The following is a 24,080-nucleotide window of genomic DNA, read 5'->3' on the forward strand; positions in this document are numbered from 1 at the left end:
AGTTATGCAGAAATCCTGCCCAATGTACCCATAGTCAAGAGTCTATTCATGGAAGAGTTACCAAATACCTACGATCTGTCTGCTGAGCAACAAGATACGGCAACTTTGCTTGAGCGCCTGCTTGGAAAAACTGTTTCAGATCGTTATGTCGATTTCTGTCGTTTGGCTGCAGGTGCTTTTTCGCTTCGTGTGTCCCATCCCGTCGCAGCTCACGCATTACGAGAGTTGGAATCGACGATTCGGTATGCGCTCATAGTTCCACTAGAAGCACATGCGCCACAAGAAACTGAGATGGACACACAACGCCGTGAGCTAGCCGGCGAGTCGCTCGTTGCGCAGGGTTTTGATACTGAGGCTGTTGCGCGCGCATTAACCGCATTGAAGCCACGTATCGACCACAAGGCACAAATTAAAAATATCGTCGCAAATTTGGGGTTGGCTCCTGATGGTGATATCGCAACATCTTGGCTGTCAATTCAACGTCTATCTGGTAGCGCACATAAACGTTCATTTCATCATTCATTGGTCGTAGACGATGAATTTCGCTCCCAATATCAAAGGCCATTTGAAACCGTTATCAGAGCCATAGTTATCGCATTGCAGACCCGTTACAGCACACTTATGCTACGCGTCGAGGAGCTTACGGCGATGCCGGACGAGAAGGAAGCCGTCAAGTGCTACAGGAACGAAATACCAGGGGCGCTCCCACTGCAATGGCACTTTTTCACAAATCTTAAAACACATGATTGGTTACCTCATTTAGCTAAGGAGGGACTGCTCGGCGGGCCAATTTCTGGTTTAGATCAAAGTATCGGCGGTATTCCACTTGGAACGTGGCCTGCCGGAAGCTATCTACTACGAATGGCAGAATCTTCCGATGCACCAACACGAAAACTCGTGATCGAGGCCGTTCGCAATATTGCTTCATCAAAACATCCAGAAGTGCAACAGGTTGGGTTAGAAATTCTAGCCAAACTTCCGCCAGATGAATCTGCGCCTCTCATAGATATAGCATTGGCGTGGCTGGATCGCGATGCTGACTTTTTCAGACATCAACTCCCCTATAAATATCTGCTGACAAAATTGGCTGAAGGAGGGCAAAACGTTGCCGCATTGAAAATAGCCCGAAAGCTATTACAAATTTGGGATGAAGACAGCCAGATTGCCAGTTTATTCGAACAGCAAATGTATGAGTATTTTCTTCCTGGGTTTGTAGAGGTGCTGACCAAGGTGTGTGGAGAGGATGCTCTTCGCCTATTTAGCGATCTACTTGATCAAGCTGCAAACATCAGCGACCAAATTAACTATGAATATCTTTCTTCACAGCCCATAGCAGATGACGAAATGGCCGAATATGGCATTTACAGTGCGCTTAGAAAATCTGTCCGGCGGTCTGCAGAAATAGTGGTTGGCGAGGATGCCACATCCATACGCGGCGTTATGACCATTTTGGCTGAACATTCTCCCATTGTATTCTCACGCTTAGCTTTGCACTTACTAGCAATGAATCCAAAGTCTGCCACCGACTTGGTCGAAAGCTACCTGACCAATCTCAAACTCATTGAAGCGGATGGATGCAACCACGAGTATGCTGAGTTGGCACTTGCAGGGTATCCATCCTTGACACCTGAGAAGCAACAGGAAATTCTAAGGGCCGTTGATTCAATTCCTGAAAAATGTATGCCAGTATGGAAGATTCGCTTCGAAGAGCGCTATAAAACCCCGCCAACTGGAAAAGACGAGCAAGAATTTTGTGACAACGTCATTATGGAAACCTTATGGAAGTGGCGTTCCGCACTTTCAACGGAGCGCCAAGAGGCACTTTCCATTGTTGCTGAGAAGCATGGTGCTCCTGATGCGCGTTGGGATCGGATATTCCCAATCGAAGAAAGTCCATTGATTGAGGCTGACCTGTTAAATCGCCCTATAGTTGAGATCGCCGCGTTCTTAAAATCCTGGCATCCGGAAGGGAAAATGCGCAAATACACTCCCACTGCCCTGTCGCAACAATTACGGCTGGCCGCCGAACGAGATTCAATACGCTATGCGGCCGAAGCAGATAAATTCATCGGCATTGCTCCCATCTACGTCCGTCACTTCTTCGAAGGCATTAAGAATGCAGTTGGGGGTGGACGCGATATTATCCAGGAGAATGTTCTTAAACTTATACATATGACATTCTCAAAAATGTCTGAGCCGGTTGAGAATTGCTCAATGGTAGAAGGTGACGATCCCAATTGGCAATGGGCCTGCAAATCAGGAGCTGAGTTGTTGCAGGCGGGACTGGGAAGAGGTGCAGAGGGAATTAGCTTTCAGTACGCTGACCTCGTTCAGTCCCTTGTATTTGGACTGCTGGATCAAGCGCCACAACAACCGGAATTAAATGATTTTGAAGAACGCTTTCAGCGCGATGCCTACTTTGGGGCAGCAGCCACGCTTCGCGGCGCAGCAGTCGAGCTATGCCTTTTTTATGTTTTTTGGCTAAGCAAACTTCGAGAATCACCATTTGCAAATGCACCACAAGATGCATTTGCGAATATGCCTAGACTTCAAACTGCGCTGGAAAAACAGTTGGCGGACAAGTCGCCAGATGGGCGTATACCGCGCGCCATACTCGGGAGATATCTCGGGTATATTTACTATTACGGCAAAGAATGGCTGACAGCAAATATTGGCAAAATATTTCCGTCAGCCGATGGAAGTCTTCGGAATTCAGCATGGATTGCTCATCTTGGGCACGACCAAGGACCAATCAAAGATCTAATGCCGCAACTTCTCAAATGTTACGAAGATGAGGTTGCGAGCCTCGTCAACGCAGAACAAGATCGCAATCAAAATTACTATCCTAAACGCTTGGCAAATTATTTAATTCTCTTACACGTTTTGGATGTCTTACCTGATAAGATTCTTGAACACTTTCTGCAGGTTTCGTCAGAAAGTTTGCGGCAACATGCAATGTTGAATATAGGAGTTATATTGGGATCAGCAGCAGAACAGCTTTCCGATACATGCCGCAAGCGCGGATTAAGGTATTGGGAGCGACGGTTTGAGATAGCCAAACAATCTGCCAGCCCTGATTCGTTTCGTAAAGAAATTGGAGCTATTGGTCAATGGTCTTCATACGATCAAATTGACAGTAGTTGGTTATTGGATAAGCTGCTCGCAATGCTCAAGGCCGATTTTGTACCAAATAATGATTTCATGATCGTTGAGTGGCTCGCCAAAGTTGGCCGAAAGAATGCTGATAGAGCAGTCGAAGCGCTTGAGGCGCTTCTAACCAATCAACACGTCAGCTTTATGATTTGCACGACTCAGAAGGTATCTATCCGCACCATATTAACTGACGGTTTAACAAATGGAGCAGTAGAAACAAATGGTCGCGTACGATCACTTGTTAGCTTCCTGTCTTCCAAAGGTGAAACCAGTTATCTTGATCTCGTTCGCCCAAAATCTGGTTGTTAATGCGTGGGCTGGGATTCGCCAAGGGTTGGCTAGAGCCAGCCATACCGACTAATTGCGGCTAGCTTTTATGTCCGCTCGTCCTTCGGGAGCCGACATCCATATTGCCAGAACCAACATCTATTTCAGTAGATAGCGGTCGTCCGCTTTGGCCGAAGAGTGAGCTTTTCCTGCAGTGCATCGAGCGTCGGAAAATGGCACACAGCCGAACTTCATGTGCTCAAAGTGCCTTCCGGAAAGCAGGCAGTCGCGACTGACTCTTGATGGCAGACAACGAAAGTCTAACCATATTTTTTCAGCACCGCAGCCATTCACGACCAACTCTAGACCAAAATTAACAGTTAATCTCAGGCACGATCAAGTATGCGCCGGATTTCCGGCACGCATGAGCCGCAGCCCGTACCTGCTTTGAGGCATGCGCCAACCGCTTCGATACTGTTCAATTCGTTTGTGTGTATGGCATTGAGAATTGTTTTTTCACCCACGTTGAAACAGGCACACACGTTGCGCCCGACGTCGACTGATCCATTGGGTGGTCGCGCCACCAGTAACCCTGCAACATCGCCGGGTCCAAGTTGTTGCTTGCCAAACTGGCTGCCCAACCATTCCCGCTCCGGCAGACGCTGATCGGTTGCGATAAAAAATACCGCCTCCAGCTTGCCATCCCGCAGACTTGCAGCGCGATAGCGCCCCATCGATGCATCGCGATATTCAAGCCAGTCTGCGGAAGGGTGGCAGCGAAGCTGCCGGGCACCCACCGGTGGCGTCAATTCTGAATCGAGCTGGCTCGATAGCAGATTGCCTGCCTTTGGTGTACTCCTTGCGGGTGTTCCGAAATCCTCCAATGCGGCTTGCGCCCAATCGCGCCAATCTTCCGGCGTGACTTCTCCGGCAATCTCATGCCGCCAGTAACTTTCGCCCAGTGCACAAGCACAATAGATGGCATCCATGAAATCCAGCCGGGTACGGCTCAGCACGAATCCCTGCCAGGCGGGCAGATATGGTTCGACTCGTACCGGCGTGTGTTTGGATTCCGGTTGGCCCGAGATCGGGTCGGTGATCGGTGCAACCAGAGCATCTGCCCGAGCCGATTTTGCAAAGGTATCGTTCCAGTGCATCGGCACGAACACCGAACCCGGACGCTGATCATCGCTGACTTGCACCCGTGCCAGCATGGTTCCGTTGCGACTCGTCAAACGCGCCAGTCCGCCATGCTGCAGTCGATGAAGGTGTGCATCGGACGCATGCATTTGCACAAATGGCTCTACTTCCTGCGCATTAAGGCGCGGCACTTTTCCGGTACGGGTCATGGTATGCCACTGGTCGCGGATCCGACCGGTGTTCAACACCAGCGGGAAATCCTTATCTGCCGCCACCGCCGGCAGGCGGGGAGTAACTGCGATCATGCGAGCCTTGCCGCTGGGAGTATAGAAATGTCCGTCCTCGAACAAACGCAAAGTTCCCTGCGGCGCTTGGCGATTCACCGGCCATTGCACAGGCTGCAGCCCGTCGTATTCCACATCGTCCAGCTCAACCAGTGCACTGATGTCGAACGCACGCTTGCCTGCATTCTCAAAACCCGACAGGCGCGCATGTTCCCGGAATATCTGTGCAGGGCGCGTGTAGGGAAACGCTTCGGCAAAACCCATGCGCTGCGCGACCTGGGTGATGATCCACCAGTCCGGCCTGGCCTCGCCCGCCATAGCCAGCAAGGATCGCTGCCGCGAAATCCGCCGCTCCGAATTGGTCACGGTGCCGTCCTTCTCGCCCCAGCCCGCAGCTGGCAGCAGAATGTCCGCACATGCGGTTGTGTCGGTGTGTTGCACGCAGTCGGATACCACGACCAGCTCGCAATCCAGCAATGCTGTGCGCACGCGGTCCGCATCCGGCATGCTGACCGCCGGATTGGTGCCCATGATCCACACCGCCTTGATCTTGCCTGATGCGATGGCATGGAACATGTCCACCGCTTTCAGCCCCGGCGCTTGAGCGATGTGTGGTGCATTCCAGAATCGTGCCACCAATTCGATACTTGCCGCATCGGAGAAATCAAGATGAGCCGCCAGTTGATTGGCCAGGCCGCCCACCTCGCGCCCGCCCATCGCATTGGGTTGGCCGGTCACAGAGAATGGTCCCATGCCGGGATGTCCGATCCGCCCCGTAGCAAGGTGCACGTTGATGATCGCATTGCCTTTGTCCACCCCGCTGGAAGACTGGTTGATGCCCTGCGAGAAGATCGTCACGGTGCGTTTGGTGCGCGCAAACAGGCGGAAGAACTCGCTGACTTCGGCCTCCGGAATACCGCACACCTGCGCCACTTTCGGGATCGAGCCGGCGGCACGCGCCGCTTCGAACGCGGCGGAAAACCCCTCCACGTGCGCCTCGATATACACCAGATCGAGTGCATCCTCGCGACGGATGAAATTCAGCAGGCCGTTGAACAAATAGGCGTCCGATCCCGGTGCGATTGCCAGGTGCAGATCGGCGATGTCGCAAGTCGGCGTGCGGCGCGGATCGATGACCACCACCCGCATGTCGGGGCGCGCCTTTTTCGCGGCGGCCAGCCGCTGGTAGAGCACGGGGTGCGCCCAGGCATAGTTCGAACCCGCGATGACGACAAGATCGGCAGCCTCGATATCCTCGTAGCAGACAGGCACCACATCGGCGCCGAAGGCGCGCTTGTGCGCAGCCACCGCCGAGGACATGCACAAGCGCGAGTTGGTGTCGATGTTCGCACTGCCGATGAATCCCTTCATCAGCTTGTTGGCGACATAATAGTCTTCGGTCAGCAGCTGGCCGGAAACATAGAATGCCACCGCGTCCGGTCCGTGTTCGGCGATGATCTTCCCGAACTTGTGCGCAACCTGGTCAAGCGCCTCATCCCAGGAAACGCGCTGTCCGTTCGCCAGCGGATACAGCAATCTTCCTTCGCGGTCCAGCGTCTCGGCCAATGCCACGCCTTTGGAGCACAGCCTGCCCAGGTTCGCCGGATGTTTGGAGTCTCCTGTCAGGTTCACGCCATCAGCCGCGACCGTCACCGCCACCCCGCAGCCTACCCCGCAATAGGGGCAGGTGCTGCGGATGGTTGCTGAATAAACTGTACCCGGCACGGTCAACTCTCCAGGTCGGTGGCAACACTTCCGGTCGTTGCATCCACAGTCTTGAGGTCCGTGGATGAGCCTGAAGCAAACCAGTAGGCTGCAGCCATGAAAACCGTGCCGCTGATCGTGTTGCCCAACGTCACCCACAATAGATTATGTCCCATGCCGGCCAGACTGACAGTATCCGGATGTTCACCCAGCAGTGCGATGGCGAAGATCGTCATGTTGGCAACGGAGTGCTCATAGCCGCTGGCAATGAATGCAAACAGGCACCAGAAGATCATCCCCAATTTCGCCGCATCGCTTGAGGTGCGAGCCGCCATCCAGAGTGCCAGGCACACCAGCCAGTTGCACAGTATTCCCCGCATGACCAGCTCAAATGCAGGCGCATTCATCTTGGCGCTGGCGACCTTGAACAGCAGCGGGGCGCCGTCCGAGAGCAGCGCGCCGCCGCCGCCCGCAACGAAGATCAATGCCAGTAACAGCGCACCTGCCAGGTTGCCGAACCACCCGACCGCCCAGACGCTGCCAACATCGGCAAGTCCGATCCGCCGCCGCAACCATCCGATCGGCATGATCATGGTGTGCCCTGTATACAGTTCCGAGCCTGCGAAAACCACCAGCGTGAGGGCGATGCCGAAAGACGCACCCATGATGAGTTTCTGGTAGGCAGGGTCGGCCTTCGCGCCGACGCTGAAGATCAGAATGATCGCCAGCCCAACATAAGCTCCTGCCATCATGGAGGCAACAAAAAATGCCGGCGCCGAATCACGCACGGCGGCGGCCTTTTGCTCCGCCAGCTCCGCGAACTTCCGGATCGTTTCAATGTACATGGTCACTTTCCTTTGCAAGTAGTCTGATTACAGGTAAAGCGGAGTCTGTCCGGATAATTCATGCCTGACATACCCCGGCCTCGGCTTCGAGAAACAACACGTCATGTGCAACCCGCACTTCATAACGCCGCGCACAGCCCACATCTGGCGCGACGGCGGAGCCCGATTCCAGGTCGATCACCCAGCTGTGCAAAGGGCAGGTGACGCGCTTGCCATGCACGATGCCTTGCGCCAGCGGCCCGCCCTTGTGCGGGCAACGGTTGCCCAGCGCGAACACCTGGTCGTCCACGCTGCGAAACAGGGCGATCTCGCCGGACGCGGTATTGATCACGCGCGAACCCTGACGGGGTATATCTTCCAGCCTGCCAATTTGTATCCAGTTCATTGCGTTCTCCTTATTCGATGGTGGCAAGCGGGGTATATTCCTGAGCGTCTTTCCCCTCGGCACGTTCTTTCCACGGGTCGTCCTGCGAGTAGCGTTGCGACTCAAGGAAGCGCGCGTACAGTTCGCGCCGCTCCGCCGCATCCTCGACGACGTGCTGTTTGATATAGGCCAGCCCGACGCGCTCTATCCACGGGGCAGTACGTTCCATGTAGTTGGCTTCTTCGCGATAGAGTTGCATGAACGCGCCGCAGTACTCCAGCACGTCCGCTTCGTTCTCGACCTTGCACAGAAAATCGGTGACGCGAACCTTGACGCCGCCGTTCCCGCCCACATGTATCTCGTAACCGGAATCCACGCACACCACGCCGAAGTCCTTGATGGTGGCTTCAGCGCAGTTGCGCGGGCAGCCTGAAACGGCGATCTTGAATTTGTGCGGCGTCCAGGAACCCCAGGTCATCTTCTCGACCTTGATGCCCAGGCCGGTCGAATCCTGCGTGCCGAATCGGCACCAGTCGGAGCCCACGCAAGTCTTCACCGTGCGCAATGCCTTGCCGTATGCATGGCCGGAAACGAATCCGGCCTCGACCAGTTCGCCCCACATCTTGGGCAGATTCTCCTTGGTGATCCCGTACAGGCCGATGCGCTGTCCGCCGGTGATGTGGACGGTGGGCACTTCATAGCGTTCGGCGATCTCCGCGATCGAGCGCAATTCCGAGGGCGAAGTGACGCCGCCCCAGATGCGCGGTATCACCGAATACGTGCCGTCCTTCTGGATGTTGGCATGAACGCGTTCGTTGACGAAGCGCGAATGGCTGTCGTCTTCGTATTCGCCCGGCCATGCGGCCAGCAGATAGTAGTTCAGCACCGGACGGCACACATGGCAGCCGTCCGGTGTCTTCCAATTCAATGCCTGCATCAGGTCGCGGATGGTCTTCACGCCGAGCTCGCGGATGGCCTGTTGCACATCCTGGTGCGCGTGTTCGGTGCAGCCGCAGATCGGCTTCTTGCTGGGCTTGGCGGAATAGTCGCCGCCCACCGTGTTCGCCAACAGCGCTTCCACGAGTCCGGTGCAGGAGCCGCACGAAGCGGATGCCTTGGTGTGCGCGCGCACTTCTTCCAGCGTGAACAGTTTCTTGTCGACGATGGCATTCACGATCGCGCCCTTGCATACGCCATTGCATCCGCAGATCTCGGCCGTATCCGGCATGTTCGCCACGCTCGATACACCGCCGAGGCCGGAATCCCCCATATGCACCTGCCCGAACAGGAGATGTTCGCGCAATTCGGACACATCCGTTCCGTCGCGCATCATCTGGAAATACCAGGGGCCGTCGACCGTGTCGCCGTACATCACCGCGCCGCGCAACTTGTTGTCGCGCAGCACCAGTTTCTTGTACACGCCGCGTGCGGAATCCTGCAGCAGCAACTCTTCGTCCAGTGCGCCGGAGTTGAAGTCGCCGGCAGAGAACAGATCGATGCCCGTCACCTTGAGCTTGGTCGATACCGAGGAACCTTCATAGCGCATCCCGCCATAACGGGCGAGATGATTCGCAGCGACTTTTGCCTGCTCGAACAGCGGTGCGACCAGCCCGTAGGTTTGTCCGCGATGCTGCACGCACTCCCCCACCGAATATATCTTCGGATCGTAAGTCTGCATGGTGTCGCTGACCACGATGCCGCGTTCGCAGTGAATTCCGGCCGACTTGGCCAGCGCGATATTGGGTCGGATGCCGGCCGACATCACGACCATATCGGCCGGGATCTCCTCGCCGTCCTTGAAGCGCAGACCTGTGACGGCCGTCTCGCCGAGTATGGCCTCGGTCTGCCGCGACAGATAAAACTTCAGGCCGCGTTTTTCCAGTGCGTCCTTGAGCAGGTCGCCACCAACCTTGTCCAGCTGGCGCTCCATCGGCCATTCGCACAGGTGCACGACCGACACATCCATGCCGCGCAGCGACAGGCCGTTTGCCGCTTCCAGCCCGAGCAGGCCACCTCCGATCACGACCGCGCGCTTGCCAGCACCGGACATGCCCAGCATGCTCTCCACATCGACGATACTGCGGTAGCTCAGCACACCGGGCAGGTCGATACCCGGAACCGGCAGCATGATCGGATTGGAACCCGTTGCGATGAGCAGGCGATCATAGGGCACGATCATCCCGTCCATCGTTTCGACCGTGCAGCCGACCCGGTCGATCCTCGTCACCGTTTTCCCCGCATGCAGGGTGATATGGTTCTGCTCATACCAGCTCCAGTCGTTCAGTATCGTATCCTGAAACGACATCTCGCCGGACAGCACCGGCGACAGCAGTATCCGGTTGTAATTGGGCTGCGGCTCGGCGCCGAACACCGTGATGTCGAATTCGCCCGAGGACATCTTGAGCAGTTCCTCCAGGGTGCGTATGCCCGCCATGCCGTTGCCGATCACCACCAGTCGATTTCTCTTTGTTGTCTTCATGCCATCCTCGCAATAAAAAAGGCGTCGTCCGGCCCTCATGCCGGAACGACGCCTTTGTCGGTGTTTCAAAATATTTTTCCGCCCGCCATTGGGCAAGAATGATTACTCAATCTTTACTTAAGCAATTCATGTGCCATTTGAATTCATTGGCGATTTTGGAATCTCCATGCAAATAAACGCATCCTTTTAGTGCGCCGCACTTTATTTTGGTGCGGCCTGTCCGCATTGGGCGGCTGTATGCACGCTGCTATCGGGCTAACAGCAAATACAACATCAATAGATTCGTCAACAAGGAAATCGCCAGTATCATCTGCCACAGCCTCAACGGATCGCTTTCGGCCAACGATGGCCGCCGGTAAGGTTCGGAATCGCTGTATTCGCCCTTGCCAAGCGAGACCACCCATTCCTCGGCTGTTTCGAAACGCTGCTCAGGTTTTTTGGCGACCGCCTTCAGCAGGATGTTCTCCAACCATTGCGGAATGTCGGGACGATAGCGCGATGGCGGGATCGGCTCCGTAAAACGCGGATGCTGGAATGGTTCGATTTCGCCGTAGGGATACTTGCGCGTCAGAAGATGGTACAGCGTGACCCCGATCGCATACAGATCGCTCCGGCACGACGCCGCTTCTCCGGCAAACAATTCCGGCGCAATGAAACTCGGCGTACCCGGCCGGCCTGCTGAACGCATCGTCGACGGGTTCAGCGCTACGCCAAGATCCAATAGACGCAATTTTTCTTCCGTATCCAGATGGATGTTATCCGGCTTGATATCGCGATGAATGATGTTCATGCGATGCAGGGAACCCAGCGCCTTTCCCAGCCGGATACCGATCTGTACTGCCTCGGCAATCGAAAAATGGCGGTCATGCTGCAGATGCTGTTGCAGCGTCGCACCTTCATGGAAGGTCATCACATAGTAAAGAAAGTGGCGCTCTTTGCCCGACAGGGGGATCACCTGCGGAAAATGGTGCGACACGATGGTCTTGGCCAGCCACTCTTCGACCAACAGGCCTTCCCGGCACGGCAGGTCATCCCGCAATGCCGGAGGCAATGTCTTGAGCACCAGCAGTTGTTTTGTAGCCACCCGTCGAACCTGGTACAGCATCGAATTCTGGGATTCATGCAGCAACTTCAGAATCTCGAAACCATCGAACACCTGTCCTGCCTCAAGAAGATCGGGTACCGCCAGATGGATGGCTTCCGCGCTGGCATAATGGCGACCGGTGGTGCCGGGGCTGCAGATCTTGATCACCATCGCGGTGGCATTATCCTGCCCTTTTTTTATTGAAACCTGTGCAACCAGGTTGTTCACGACCTGCTGCGGCTCCTGTTCCGCATCGAGTAATGCCTGAATCGTCCTGTCGCCCAACACTTCCCAAATGCCGTCTGACGCCAGCAGGAAGACATCGCCGGCTTGCAGCGTGTCTTCATGGTAATCCAGCACCAGATGTCGATCCAAACCCATGGCGCGTTTCAGCACATGCTGCATCTCCGGTTTGTCCCAGACGTGATCAACCGTCAACTGGCACAACTTATGGTCGCGCAACAGATATATCCGGCTGTCCCCGATATGCGCAACCACAAAACGATCGCCGTGCAATACCAGGGTACTGAGCGTGCTCAGCAATCGGTGAGTATCGTATTGCGAAAAACTCTGCGCGATTAACCAGCGATTGATCGCGCGCAATACACGTTCCAGCGCATAGGGAATCGACCAGGTATCGGGAGTTGCATAGTAGTCTGCCAGCAATCCGCGCACGCTGTATTCAGCAGCCTCCCGCCCGCCGCCGCTGCTACCCACGCCGTCGGCAAGCGCAGCCACTATCCCCTTGGATTCCAGTACGCTCCCTTGCGGCGTAACAATGCCGCAGAAGTCTTCGTTGGAAGCTCTCGTCCCGATTTCGCTCGCATAGGCGCTCAAGATTTCAAGTGTCATATTCCCCTTCGAAGCAAATCACCCCCGGAGCATCTGAAGGCAACCTGATTTCAATCAGATTTTCGCGGCAGTCAAATGTGATGCCCCCCATGTGGTACGCCAGCGAGTCTTGACGCTGGAAAGCCCGGCCAGGGCCAGCAGAGCCAGACCGGAAAATATCAGGAAACCGTACTGGTAGTTGCCGGTCAGTTGCTTGGCATAACCCAGACTCGATGCCAGATAGAACCCGCCGATGCCGCCTGCCATGCCGACCAGTCCGGTCATTACGCCGATTTCCTTGTGGAAACGTTGCGGCACAAGCTGGAACACCGCGCCGTTGCCCATGCCGAGTGCTAGCATCGCTGCGATAAAAACCACGAGTGCCATCCATGCCTGCGGCAATCCCACGCTCACGATCGCCAGAAAGACGGCCGCCAACAAATACATGGTGGTCAAGGAGCGAATGCCGCCGATCCTGTCGGCCACCATGCCGCCGATCGGGCGAACCATGGATCCCGCGAATACGCAGGCCGCGGTGAAGTAACCCGCAATCACGGGACTTAATCCATACTGTGAATTGAAATAGATCGTCAACGATGCAGCCAGTCCCACAAATCCGCCGAACGTCACGCTATAGAAGAACATGAACCACCAGGCATCTTTATCTTTCAGCGTAGCGAAATAATCCCCGACCGATTTCGCCGGCGGACAGTTCGGACTGTTTTTTGCCATGGCCAAGTAAACGAAAAACACGACCGTCAATGGTATTGCGGCCATGCCAAGCACATTCTGCCACCCGTAATATGTTGCCAACAGCGGGGCAAACAAGGCAGCCAATACGGTGCCTGAATTCCCGGCCCCGGCGATGCCAAGCGCGGTGCCCTGATGTTCAGGAGGATACCAGCGCGAAGCCAGAGGCAAAGCTACCGCGAACGACGCGCCTGCAACGCCCAGCATCACACCCAGCACCAGTACTTGTTGGAAGTCATGTACCCCCAGGAACCATGCAATCGCCAGCGCCGCAATCACGATTACTTGGCCGATGGCTCCGGCCAGCTTGGGTTTGAGGTGATCCACCAGCATGCCCAAGACAATGCGCAACAACGCTCCCGACAATACCGGTGTCGCCACCATAAGGCCTTTTTGTGCCGCCGAGAGTCCGAGGTCGTTGGCGATTTGAACACCCAGCGGGCCGAGTATTACCCACACCATGAAACTCAAATCAAAATACAAGAATGCCGCAAACAATGTCGGCCTGTGTCCTGCCTGCCAAAATCCTGATGCCATTTCGATTCTCCTTGATAACATTACGCGTAAATTCCAGGTCCATCGACCAAGCCCTGCGCGATGGTCGAATCAAACACCACACCGTTCCTGAAAGAGATAAAAGCTGTAACAAAGCGGCAAATGAAAAAGGCGTCCAACTGCGCGGTTGCGCAGTGGGACGCCTTTGTCCATTTGAACTTTAGTCAGATCGTCATTGATCCGGTTATAGGATTACGCAGCAATACTTGTGCCAAGGACCGGCATTGAGATCCGCACCCAATAGATTCAGGGGGATTCGTAATGATCAGGATTGCTTATTCAGATCTGGCGCTACTCGGGCCGCAATCTTTTGGTGCGTTTCCCCGGTTCTGTGCACGCTAATGAGGATTTCAGCTGAGATTTGCGCGGGACCGCTCATCCCGCCCTCACCTTGAAGCTGGCTGCATATTTCCCGGGGTCTTTGCCATCCCATACTGTTCCATCTATCAGCTTTGAAGTACGCAGGACATCCCCGGGGACCGGCACTTTGACTTGCGCCGCGGCCTGCATATACAGCCCGATCTTGTTGATCTGTTTGGCGACCGCCAGATAATCCGGATCTTCCTTGAGCAGGCCCCAGCGCCTGTGCTGCGTGAGGAACCACATGCCATCGGACAGATAGGGGAAGTTGACCGCACCTTCGTTATGGAATTTCATGTAATTCGGGTCGTCCCATTTCTTGCCGAGACCGTCCTCGTAGTGACCTTCCATACGTTGATTGATAATATCGACCGGGCAGTTGATATAGGACTTGTCGGCGATGATCTCCGCGACTGTCCGGCGGTTGGCCATGACATCTATGTACCTGGAGGCCTCCAGCACGGCCATGATCAAAGCCCGCGCGGTGTTTGGATATTGATGGGCAAACTCCGCGGTGGTGCCCAGGACTTTTTCCGGATGGTCTTTCCAGATATCCTGGCTCGTCGCCACCGAAAATCCGATCTTGTCGGCGATGGCGCGGTTATTCCAGGGTTCGCCGACACAGAATCCATCCATGTTGCCGACCCGCATGTTGGCCACCATTTGCGGCGGCGGCACGACGATATTCTTTACATCCCTGAACGGGTCGATGCCGTAATTGGCCAGCCAGTAGTAAAGCCACATGGCGTGTGTCCCAGTCGGAAAGGTCTGCGCAAAGGTATAGTCGCGCTTATCCGTACCGATGAGCATCTTCAGCGATTCCCCCGTGGTCACGCCTTTGTCTCGCAGCCTGTTGGAAAGCGTGATGCCCTGGCCGTTGTTGTTGATGCTCATCAACACCGCCATGTCCTTCTTGAGTCCGCCTATGCCAAGGTGCACGCCGTACACCAGTCCGTACAGCACTTGGGCGGCGTGCAGTTCGCCGCTGACCAGCTTGTCGCGCACCGCCGCCCACGACGCCTCTTTGGAAAGAGCGATCTTGATGCCGTATTTCTCGTCGAATTTCATCACCGAGGCGATCACCACCGACGCACAATCGGTGAGCGGAATAAAACCGATTTTGACTTCATTCAATTCGGGCGCATCCGAGCCGGCAATCCATGCGGATGACCGCGTTCCCATCGGCTCCTCGCCCGTGACTCCCGCTGCATCTGAATCCGCTCCCGATTCTTTCGCCAATTCCTGCCGGCCTGTCTTTTCGGGAACATGCACATTCGATGCAACTGTCATGTCATTTCCGCCAATTACCTTCTTTGTCCAGTCCATCACCCACCTCTATATTTGAATCCATGGCCCGAAAACGATAAAGGCATCCAACTTTGCCACCCGTAGCGGGACGCCTTTGCCCTTGATCGCCGATTCTCCGAACCACCGTCGACTTCTTGATATCCCACTCCTCGCAACTGTCATGCCAACCGTCAAGCGTGCGAACGTTTTTGATTGATCCACAGGATGGTATGTATCGAAGTTCCGCACGATATTCCATCAGGGCACGTAGCAATCGGTTCTAATACACAGATCTAGCAAAGATCAGGAACAGAATTTTCAAGCACTCAGTTCCTTGGCGAAAATGATCGCCTCGGCGATTTCCGCCATGCGCTTACCCTTGCTCATCGCCATGTTGCGCATCCGCTTGTAGGCCTCGGGCTCGCTGTAACCGTAATCGGCCATCAGGATCCCCTTGGCCCGGTCCACCAGCTTGCGCTCGGTCAGCTGGCTTTTCGCTTCCTTCAGCTCATCCCGCAAGCGCTTGTGTTCCAGAAAGCGGGCAGCGGCCACATGTATGATGCTGCTCAGATCTTCGCTCTGTATCGTATGCGCCACATAGGCGCTGACACCGGCGCGCATCGCTTCCTGGATACTCTGCTGGTCGTTCCTGGCACTCAACACGACCACCGGCTTTTCCAGCGTGGTGGACATCAGGCTGATCTGCTCAAGCGTGTCCCTCCCGGGCGCATTGGCATCCACGATGATCACATCCGCTGCGGCGGCTTGTATCGCGCTCTCGTCCACTTGCTCCCAGGCCAGAATCCCGACGACGGCGAATTCAGCCAGCTCAAGACTGGCCTTCAACCACGCCGCCCGATCCCTGACATCGTCTATGATTAGGATTCGTTTCAACTTGATCTCCCTATTTGCGATAAAAGGCAGCAATAAGCGAGCCAAGATGTGAGTACATGGTTTTAAAGGAGTTCACCGGAAATCGCCATTCCTCGTGCACTGGCAATGTGCACCACGCAATGTATTGGTGCGGCCAACAAGACAGGATCGCATGAACATAAAGAACAAAACCGGCTATCAGGAATCCTTGGCCATTGGCTCTATCGAGCACAATAGCTGTTGAATTGTCTGAATCAGAGAAAGGAATACGTCATGGCATTCGTGGTCGCGGCAACCTGGAAGGCAAAGCCTGGGGAAGAGGAGAGAATTCGCGAAGTCATCAGACTGGTGACGCCGCTGTCACGGAACGAGCCGGGGAACTTGTTCTATCAAGCCCAGGTTTCATCCCGGGATCCCGCGAAGTTCTTCCTGTACGAACAGTACACCGATGCACAGGCGTACGAAGATCATAAGGCCACCGAGTATTTCCGGACTCATGTACTCGGCTACGCCATTCACTACCTGGAGTCCCGCGAGGTCGAGACTTACGAAACGATCGAAGGCTGAAAACGTATCCATCTTGTTACGATGGAGCATAGCCTGAAGACAAACTGGCAAGACTGCTCATGAACAGTCATTGGAACAAACCCGCGCTCTGGTGCCTGAGCAAAAAACAGGTGGAGCAGCCCCGATTTCAACCGGGGCTGCTCTACCCCGCTTTCACGATCCGATCAGGGCCTGCATTTGTACATATCGAAAGTGCGCTTGCCGAATTCCTGCGACTCACCCTTCACGACCGTATCGGCACCCGCATCGACCGCATTGTTGCGTGCCATCTGCAGGAGGTTGGCTTCCACGTCGTCAGCACTGCGAGTGATAAATCCGACCTTGGCAAGAACGCTGACGGTGATCTTGCCTTTGGATTGGCATGCAGCGATCTGGTTGGCATCTGCTACCGAGACTCGTTCCGTCCCTTTTTTTACTTCGATAAAGCTGCTGGCGCATCCACTCAATCCGGCAACCAGCGGAACGATGGCGGCGGTTAATAGCATTCCTTTTGTAAATCGCATGATGCCTCCTGGTTTGTTTGGCAAGCTGTATCGTTTATTCAGTGTACTTTATATCCACATCATCTGCCATCTGCGGGCACTTGGGTACTGGAATGAATTGCAGGAGTAATTATCGATGAAACTGCACTTTCGGGAATGTTCCCGGAAATCAGCCAGTCCAAAGATTGTTGCCACAACGTTGTCTTGAAACGATCGTGGAAGAACGCAAAATGCCCGATACTTTCTTCGCCGATGGATTCGGGTGAGATGCGCACATGCACGCGTCGGCTGCTCGTGAAATAGGCAAGCAGGCGATCAAGCGCGGCCGGTGTACCAAAGGGATCGTCAGTCATTCCAATGGCAAGTATGTCCCCGGTCATTCCCGAAAAATGGGCAAGCGCATCGGGGGCAGATTCGGTCATTTTCAGATAGGACTCTTCAAGTCTGGCCGGCCGGAACGCCCATTCGTATGCCGCCGCCGCGGGAAGGTCTTCGTGCCAGCCCAGTGCCTTTGCCGGGAAATAGCCGAACAGCGTTGTCAGAACAGGCATCAATATGTGCCAACGCAGCCACATGGACAGTCTTTTGCCTCGTTCATAGTCCCGCCAATACGCATACTGTGCACCCACGGTAACGCAGCGCTCGACGCAGGTATTGTTTTTTGCCAGTCCCACCAACAAGCCGCCGATGCTATGTGCCACCACATGGACAGGTGTATCGATGTGGTTGTTGCGGGCCCATTGCAGCGCAGCATCGCAATCCAGCCGCCCCCAGTCCAGCTTCGAAATATTCTTGAATTCGCGCAAGCTTCCTCTGCGCGATTTCCCTATCCCACGATAATCGAAAGTCAGTACCGACATCCCGTTAGTGGCCAAGAATTGTGCATATCTGTGATAGTAGGATGCCTTGACTGCGGTTGCAGGATTAATAACGACGATAGCCCTGATTGGCAAGGTCGTATGCGTCCAATGATGGGCTGCAAGTTTGTAGCCATCAGTCGCGATCAGCGTGACAGGGGTAACTTGCACATTCTGCATGGCATTCCGGGGACTATTCAATTATTGCGTTCACTGATAATGACATATCCGACTTTCCATTGATGCTTCTGATCTTTCACGGCGTACCGATCCAAAAGCTATCATGAGTAAAGGCCTGGTCGCAATTCATACCCCGGCGAGCATCTATAGTTCGTTCGGTGGCAAGGCGTTCCGCCTATATTCCAAGTTGATTGAAGCCCCCGCCCGATAACGGTATAGTCCGCAAAACCTCAATCAAGGCATGAATATGGCTGCGCAAGATGTTCCGGAACATAAACTGAAACTGGCCGAAGTGCTGGATATGATGATTGTCGACGGCATGGTTGGAAAAGCCGAAGCTGAAACCCTCATCGCCGAACGCCGCCTCCATCGGCAAGACGTGCATCCGCTGGCAGTCATTTCGGATAAGCACTGGAAATCGCAAAAATCACCGCACCGTATCCTGACACTCGATGCCCTGACCGAATGGTTGGCAAAACATGTTGGCATGGAATACTTCCACATCGACCCGCTGAAGATCGACTTCTCCGACCTGACCGACCTGATGTCGATCGATTATGCGAACCGCTTCGCCATCATGCCGCTCCGTATCGAAGGCGGCGACCTGATCGTGGCAACTGCCGAGCCGTACCTGCGCGACTGGGAGAGTACTCTCAAACACACCTCGCGCAAGAATATCCGCCGCGTCATTTCTTCGCCCGCGGACATCAATCGCTACCTGGTCGAATTCTATAATCTTGCCCGTTCGGTGAAGAGCGCAACCAGGGCCACACCCAATGCGTCCAGCCCTGCCTCGTTCGAACAACTGGTTGAGCTCGGCAAGACCAACAAACAGTTCGATGCCAACGATCAGCACATCGTCCACATCGTGGACTGGTTGTGGCAATACGCATTCGATCAGCGCGCATCGGATATCCATATCGAACCGCGCCGCGATGTCGGCATCGTGCGCTTCCGCATTGATGGAGTTCTGCATCAAGTGCATCAACTCCCGATGTCCGTAGTCACCGCGATGACCAGCCGCATCAAACTGCTGGGACGCATGGACTTGATGGAGAAACGGCGGCCACAGGATGGGCGAGTCAAGACGCGAACCGAGGACGGACAGGAGATAGAGCTTCGGCTCTCCACCCTGCCCACCGCATTCGGCGAGAAGCTGGTGATGCGTATCTTCGACCCGGAAGTGCTGCTGCGCGATTTCTCCGAACTCGGCTTTTCCGACGACGACCGTGCGCGCTGGCAATACATGACCTCGCAACCCAACGGCATCATCCTCGTCACCGGTCCCACCGGCTCGGGCAAGACCACCACGCTGTATTCCACGCTCAAGCATCTGGCGACTCCCGAGGTGAACGTGTGCACACTGGAAGACCCCATCGAAATGGTTGAGCCCGCGTTCAACCAGATGCAGATACAGACGGGACTTGACCTGACTTTTGCCGAAGGCGTGCGCGCGCTGATGCGGCAGGATCCGGATATCATCATGGTGGGCGAGATACGCGATCTGGAGACCGCCGAGATGGCGATCCAGGCTGCGCTGACCGGCCACCTGGTGCTCTCCACTTTGCACACCAACGACGCGCCGTCCGCCATCACCCGCCTGCTCGATCTTGGCGTGCCGTACTACCTGATCAACGCGACCCTGCTTGGCATCATGGCGCAGCGTCTTGTGCGTACGCTGTGCCCGCATTGCAAGCAACCGATACCCATGCCCGAAAACGATAACGATGTGTGGGATCATCTGGTCGCCCCCTGGAAAGCCGCCAGGCCGGCCCAATTGCAAACTCCTCAAGGTTGTCTGGAATGCCGCAAGACCGGCTATTCCGGACGCATCGGCATCTATGAGATACTGCTCATGTCGCCCGCATTGCGCAGAATCATCAGCAAGGAGACTGACATTGCCGCGTTGCGCGACCAGGCCAACCGCGAGGGCATGAAACCGCTGCGCATCTCGGGTGCACAAAAAGTCGCGGCCGGACTCACCACTTTGGAAGAAGTACTGAAAGTTGCCCCGCCCGCAGATTGATCGAAATCATTCATTTAAGAAAAAAGGAACAACTAATGACACTAGCTGAACTCAACCAGCGTTTCGCCATCGGCAACCACGTGCAGTTCAAGGAGATCGCCGCGGGCATGATCGTTGCCGAAGTCGCCAACCAGCACGCGCTCGCCAACATCGTATTGCAGGGTGCGCATATCGCCACCTTCCAGCCGCGCGGCGAGGAACCTGTGATCTGGCTGTCACCCTATGCCAAGTTCGCACCCGGGAAATCCATCCGTGGCGGTGTACCGATCTGCTGGCCCTGGTTCGGCCCGCACAAATCCGACAGCAAATTGCCCGGACACGGATTTGCCCGCACAGTACCGTGGGAAGTATTGGAAACAAAAGCCTTGCCGGACGGCTCGACTTTCCTGCGTTTTGGTCTCATCGAAAGTGAAACCACCCGTGCGCAATGGCCCCACGCTTCCACAGTGCAACTTGCAGTCACCGTCGGAAAAGCCCTGCGCGTGGAGCTGATCACAACCAATACGGATACAAAAGCGTTCGAACTAGGCGAAGCGTTGCACACCTATTTCCATATCAGCGATGTCGCGAAAACGACCATCCGCGGTCTGGATAATTGCGCCTATCTGGACAAGGTGCAGAACTTTGCGCACTGCACGCAGAAGGACGGCATCGTCATCGAGAGCGAAGTGGATCGCGTGTACATCAATACCGCTGCGGATTGCGTGATCGAGGATAAAGGCCTGAAGCGTGCTATCCGCATCGCAAAGCAAGACAGCATGAGTACCGTCGTATGGAACCCGTGGACCGAAAAGGCCGACAAGATGGGCGATTTCGGCGAGAATGGACATCGCGGCATGGTGTGCGTTGAAAGCGGCAACGCGATGGAGAACATCGTTACCCTTGCACCGGGCGCAACGCACAAACTGGTAGCGGTATACAGCGTCGAGAAGCTGTAGGTTCGGCTGCAAGTCTCAAAACAAAAGAGCCGCTACACAGCGGCTCTTTAATTTATTGCATCGGCAAACCGGACTCAGTTCGCGCGTTTTCTGAACTCGTTGGTGCGAGTGTCGATTTCGATCTTGTCGCCGATCTCAATGAATGCAGATACGGGCAACTCAAAACCGGTGTTGAGTTTGGCCGGCTTCATCACCTTGCCTGAAGTGTCGCCGCGCACGGCCGGCTCGGTGTAGATCACTTCGCGCACGATGGTATTGGGCAACTCTACCGAGATCGCCTTGTCGTTGTAGAACACCACTTCGCAAGGCATACCGTCCTCGATGTAGTTGAGCGCATCGCCCATGCATTCGGCTTCGATTTCGTACTGGTTGTACTCACCATCCATGAACACATACATCGGATCGGCAAAATAAGAATAGGTCACTTCCTTGCGATCCAGGATGATCTGGTCGAACTTGTCGTCCGCTGCATAGACCCACTCCTTGGCGGAATCGGTCAACAGGTTTTTCATCTTCATCTTCACCACGGAACCGTTACGGCCCGAGCGACTGTATTCGGCCTTAAGGATTACCATGGGTTCGCCGCTTACATTGATCACGTTACCGGCGCGTAGCTCTTGTGCTGTTTTCATGTTTACTGCCCCTCAAAATTCAAGGCGCGGATTTTACCCGAATATCCGGCAAATATGCGAGATGACCGTGCAAATTTGTGGAATACCCGAGTTAATGAGCGTCACGGAAAAAATCCAGTAAATTCAATGAAATGTTATTTCCCGCCAGTCGCTGCGCCCAAACGACGCCATGCGCAGCCAAGGTCTTGCGCTGCTGCACGAACTGCAACCAGGCCCCGGCAATTCCCTGTCCACCGTTCCACGCCAGCCACAAATCCTTCACCGCCTGTGCAGCTGCGGGCGGCAAACCCACCGTATAGCGCAACCGCAAGGCTTCCAGTTTTACCAGATGCACCCCGTCGTGCTGCGGATAAATCTGCCAAATGAACGACTTGGCCGCCCATTGAGCACGCACGCACGAATCCTCGCCGCGCACAAAATTGACATCGCAAGCCCACAACAGTTCATCGTAGCGCTCCTGCTCGACGAAGGGCAGCACATGCACTCTCAGATTGCCGCGTTGCCAAATGTCGCCCGCCTTGCCGGCCTGCATCCCGAAGTAGGCCGCCACCTGCGGCAAGGAACGACCTTCCGGTAGCAGACAGGTAACGAGCTTATCCCCCTCTTCCCAGCAATCCAGCAACGCTTCCATCGCCTCGTTCTCATAGCTGAACATGGACACTCGCAACTCGCCTTCAACGCGCTGCGGCACGCCCAGGCTGCGCCAGTAGCGCTGCTGCATCCCGGCATCGGACTGGAACGCGTCGCGTCGCGCCAGCAGATCGCGTTCCAAAAGCAGACCGCCGGTCTTCTCGGTAAAGCCGGGGAAGAAGAAATATTTGATCAATGGCAATGTCGGATGTGGCGAAGGTAGCTTGTGACACCCCTCCACCCAGTCTTCCGCAGAGAGGTATTCCAGATTCAACCAAACCGGCTTGGGATCTCGCGCTGACATTGCTTCTATATAGGTTTGCGGCAAGCGGCAGGCAAATGCTTCGATCACCAGATCGGCTGGTTCGACAGCGGGGAAATCGGAAGTCCAGTGTCGCAACTGCACCCCGCGACAACGCTGCTCGTCTAGCCCCATATCCAACTCAGGACACAACTTGCCGAAACTGCGCAGATCGTCCACCCACAGTCGCACTGTCAGGCCGTGCTCATTGGACAGCTGCCGCGCCAAACGCCAGCACACGCCGATGTCGCCGTAGTTATCGACCACTGTGCAGAAGATGTCGCATGACTCACTCCGCATGCAACGCCTCCACCGGATCGAGCCGCGCCGCGCGCAACGCCGGAGCGACACCAGCGACTAGGCCAATACTGACCGCGGTCAGCTCGGCCAGCACCGCGAACAGCCAAGGCGTGTGCACCGGCAGCGCCGGAACCAGCAGATGCAGCCCCTGCGCGATGCCGATGCCGATGACCAGTCCCATCACGCCGCCCATGGCCGAGAGCATGATGGCTTCACCCAGGAACAGCATGAGCACCTGTTTTTCTTGCGCCCCCAGCGCCCGCAGCAAGCCGATCTCAGCGGTGCGTTCGGTGACGGCCATGGTCATGATGGTGAGGATGCCGACGGCGCCCACCAACAACGAGATGCCGCCCAGTGCGCCTACGGCGAAGGTGAGAACGTTCAACACGGAGCTCAATACCTCGAGCGCCTGCTCCTGCGAAATGGTGGTGAAGTCTTCGCGCCCATGTTTTTCTTTCAGACGCTCGGTGATGAGGCGCGTCACTGTGTTCACATCGGCGCTGGCGCGATAACTCACGTTGATCTCCATCAGGCCCGGACGGTTGAAAAGCTCCATCGCACGGGCGGCGGGAATGAACACGGCATCATCCATGTCCATGCCGAGTATCTGTCCCTTCGGTTCCATCACGCCGATCACGCGGTAGCGTTGCCCGCCGATGCGCAGGTAGCTGCCCAACGGGTTCTGCCCGGCAAAGAGCTCCTGCCGCACTTTCGTGCCGATTACGACCATCGCCCGCGCCTGCTCGCTATCCTCGTCGGGCCAGAACGTGCCGCTCTCCAGCTTCATCGTGAACGCCTTGGCAAAATCGTGCCCTTCACCGAATACGGTGGCGCGCCGTGTCTTGCCGTTGGCACGCATATCCGCGTTGCCCATCAATCCGGGATTGACGTTCTCGACGTAGGGCAAGTGGCGCAACGCATCGGCGTCGTCCAGCGACAAGGCCCTGACCGAGCCGATGACGCCGACATTGCCGCCCTGCGTCTGCGTCTTGCCCGGCTGTATCGTGATGATGTTGGTACCAAATTCGGAAAATTCAGCCAGCACGAATTGATGCAGGCCGTCCCCGATGGAGGTAAGCAGAATGACCGCCGCAATGCCGATGGCAATGCCCAGTCCCGTGAGAAAGCTGCGCATCCTTGAAGTGAGGAAACTGGAAGTAGTGAGTGTCAAAAAGTCGCGGAAGTACATCG

The 24,080-nt window shown here is 55.5% G+C and carries 17 protein-coding genes; 4 read left to right on the top strand and 13 right to left on the bottom strand.

Translation table 11 applies throughout. The features are described from left to right. Positions 1-48 precede the first annotated feature (48 nt). The gene (locus tag QOY30_RS10625; protein WP_283744590.1) at positions 49-3,462 is read left to right on the top strand and encodes a hypothetical protein; all 3,414 of its coding nucleotides are present in this window, start codon (positions 49-51) and stop codon (positions 3,460-3,462) included. Positions 3,463-3,806: 344 nt separating this feature from the next. Here the strand turns inward: QOY30_RS10625 and QOY30_RS10630 are convergent, their stop codons facing one another. The 8 genes from QOY30_RS10630 to QOY30_RS10665 all read right to left on the bottom strand — a co-directional run bounded on the left by QOY30_RS10630 (position 3,807) and on the right by QOY30_RS10665 (position 15,997). Next, positions 3,807-6,569 carry a nitrate reductase gene (locus QOY30_RS10630; protein WP_283744591.1) on the bottom strand — a complete coding sequence of 921 codons (2,763 nt, stop codon included), beginning with the start codon at positions 6,567-6,569 and terminating at the stop codon, positions 3,807-3,809. Positions 6,570-6,571: 2 nt separating this feature from the next. Then, entirely contained in the window at positions 6,572-7,393 is an 822-nt protein-coding gene (nirC, locus tag QOY30_RS10635) for a nitrite transporter NirC (protein WP_283744592.1), read from the bottom strand. A gap of 58 nt (positions 7,394-7,451) precedes the next feature. Beyond that, positions 7,452-7,778 carry a nitrite reductase small subunit NirD gene (gene nirD, locus QOY30_RS10640; RefSeq protein ID WP_283744593.1) on the bottom strand — a complete coding sequence of 109 codons (327 nt, stop codon included), beginning with the start codon at positions 7,776-7,778 and terminating at the stop codon, positions 7,452-7,454. A 10-nt stretch (positions 7,779-7,788) separates the two neighbouring features. Continuing rightward, positions 7,789-10,236 (bottom strand): nitrite reductase large subunit NirB, encoded by a 2,448-nt coding sequence (gene nirB, locus QOY30_RS10645; protein WP_283744594.1) that lies wholly within the window; start codon positions 10,234-10,236, stop codon positions 7,789-7,791. A gap of 247 nt (positions 10,237-10,483) precedes the next feature. Further along, positions 10,484-12,172, bottom strand: coding sequence for a bifunctional protein-serine/threonine kinase/phosphatase (locus QOY30_RS10650; protein WP_283744595.1), 1,689 nt, complete (start codon positions 12,170-12,172; stop codon positions 10,484-10,486). A gap of 54 nt (positions 12,173-12,226) precedes the next feature. Next, complete coding sequence (locus QOY30_RS10655) at positions 12,227-13,438, bottom strand: nitrate/nitrite transporter (RefSeq protein ID WP_283744596.1); 1,212 nt, start codon at positions 13,436-13,438, stop codon at positions 12,227-12,229. 393 nt (positions 13,439-13,831) lie between these two features. Continuing rightward, entirely contained in the window at positions 13,832-15,106 is a 1,275-nt protein-coding gene (locus QOY30_RS10660; RefSeq protein WP_283744597.1) for a CmpA/NrtA family ABC transporter substrate-binding protein, read from the bottom strand. 315 nt (positions 15,107-15,421) lie between these two features. Beyond that, positions 15,422-15,997 (bottom strand): ANTAR domain-containing response regulator, encoded by a 576-nt coding sequence (locus QOY30_RS10665; protein ID WP_283744598.1) that lies wholly within the window; start codon positions 15,995-15,997, stop codon positions 15,422-15,424. Positions 15,998-16,249: 252 nt separating this feature from the next. On the opposite strand from QOY30_RS10665, the gene QOY30_RS10670 reads away from it, so the two are divergent. Next, the gene (locus QOY30_RS10670) at positions 16,250-16,543 is read left to right on the top strand and encodes a putative quinol monooxygenase (RefSeq protein WP_283744599.1); all 294 of its coding nucleotides are present in this window, start codon (positions 16,250-16,252) and stop codon (positions 16,541-16,543) included. 164 nt (positions 16,544-16,707) lie between these two features. Here QOY30_RS10670 and QOY30_RS10675 read toward each other — a convergent pair whose 3' ends face one another. After that, positions 16,708-17,046: a DUF4156 domain-containing protein gene (locus QOY30_RS10675; RefSeq protein ID WP_283744600.1), complete on the bottom strand. Its 339-nt coding sequence runs from the start codon at positions 17,044-17,046 to the stop codon at positions 16,708-16,710. Positions 17,047-17,105: 59 nt separating this feature from the next. After that, entirely contained in the window at positions 17,106-18,062 is a 957-nt protein-coding gene (locus QOY30_RS10680) for an alpha/beta hydrolase family protein (protein ID WP_283744601.1), read from the bottom strand. Positions 18,063-18,303: 241 nt separating this feature from the next. On the opposite strand from QOY30_RS10680, the gene tfpB reads away from it, so the two are divergent. Continuing rightward, positions 18,304-20,088: a type IV pilus assembly ATPase TfpB gene (gene tfpB, locus QOY30_RS10685; protein WP_283744602.1), complete on the top strand. Its 1,785-nt coding sequence runs from the start codon at positions 18,304-18,306 to the stop codon at positions 20,086-20,088. A 35-nt stretch (positions 20,089-20,123) separates the two neighbouring features. Next, entirely contained in the window at positions 20,124-21,026 is a 903-nt protein-coding gene (locus tag QOY30_RS10690; RefSeq protein WP_283744603.1) for a D-hexose-6-phosphate mutarotase, read from the top strand. 74 nt (positions 21,027-21,100) lie between these two features. On the opposite strand, the gene efp is transcribed toward QOY30_RS10690, so the two are convergent. The 3 genes from efp to QOY30_RS10705 form a co-directional block, all read right to left on the bottom strand. Next, positions 21,101-21,658 carry an elongation factor P gene (gene efp, locus QOY30_RS10695; RefSeq protein ID WP_283744604.1) on the bottom strand — a complete coding sequence of 186 codons (558 nt, stop codon included), beginning with the start codon at positions 21,656-21,658 and terminating at the stop codon, positions 21,101-21,103. 91 nt (positions 21,659-21,749) lie between these two features. After that, positions 21,750-22,889: an elongation factor P maturation arginine rhamnosyltransferase EarP gene (earP, locus tag QOY30_RS10700; RefSeq protein WP_283744605.1), complete on the bottom strand. Its 1,140-nt coding sequence runs from the start codon at positions 22,887-22,889 to the stop codon at positions 21,750-21,752. Beyond that, a complete protein-coding gene (locus QOY30_RS10705) occupies positions 22,879-24,078 on the bottom strand; it encodes an ABC transporter permease (protein ID WP_283744606.1) in 1,200 nt (399 codons plus the stop codon). Before QOY30_RS10705 ends, earP begins: the two co-directional genes overlap by 11 nt. Positions 24,079-24,080 lie beyond the last annotated feature (2 nt).

This window comes from Sideroxydans sp. CL21 (assembly GCF_902459525.1).
Lineage (GTDB): Bacteria > Pseudomonadota > Gammaproteobacteria > Burkholderiales > Gallionellaceae > Sideroxyarcus.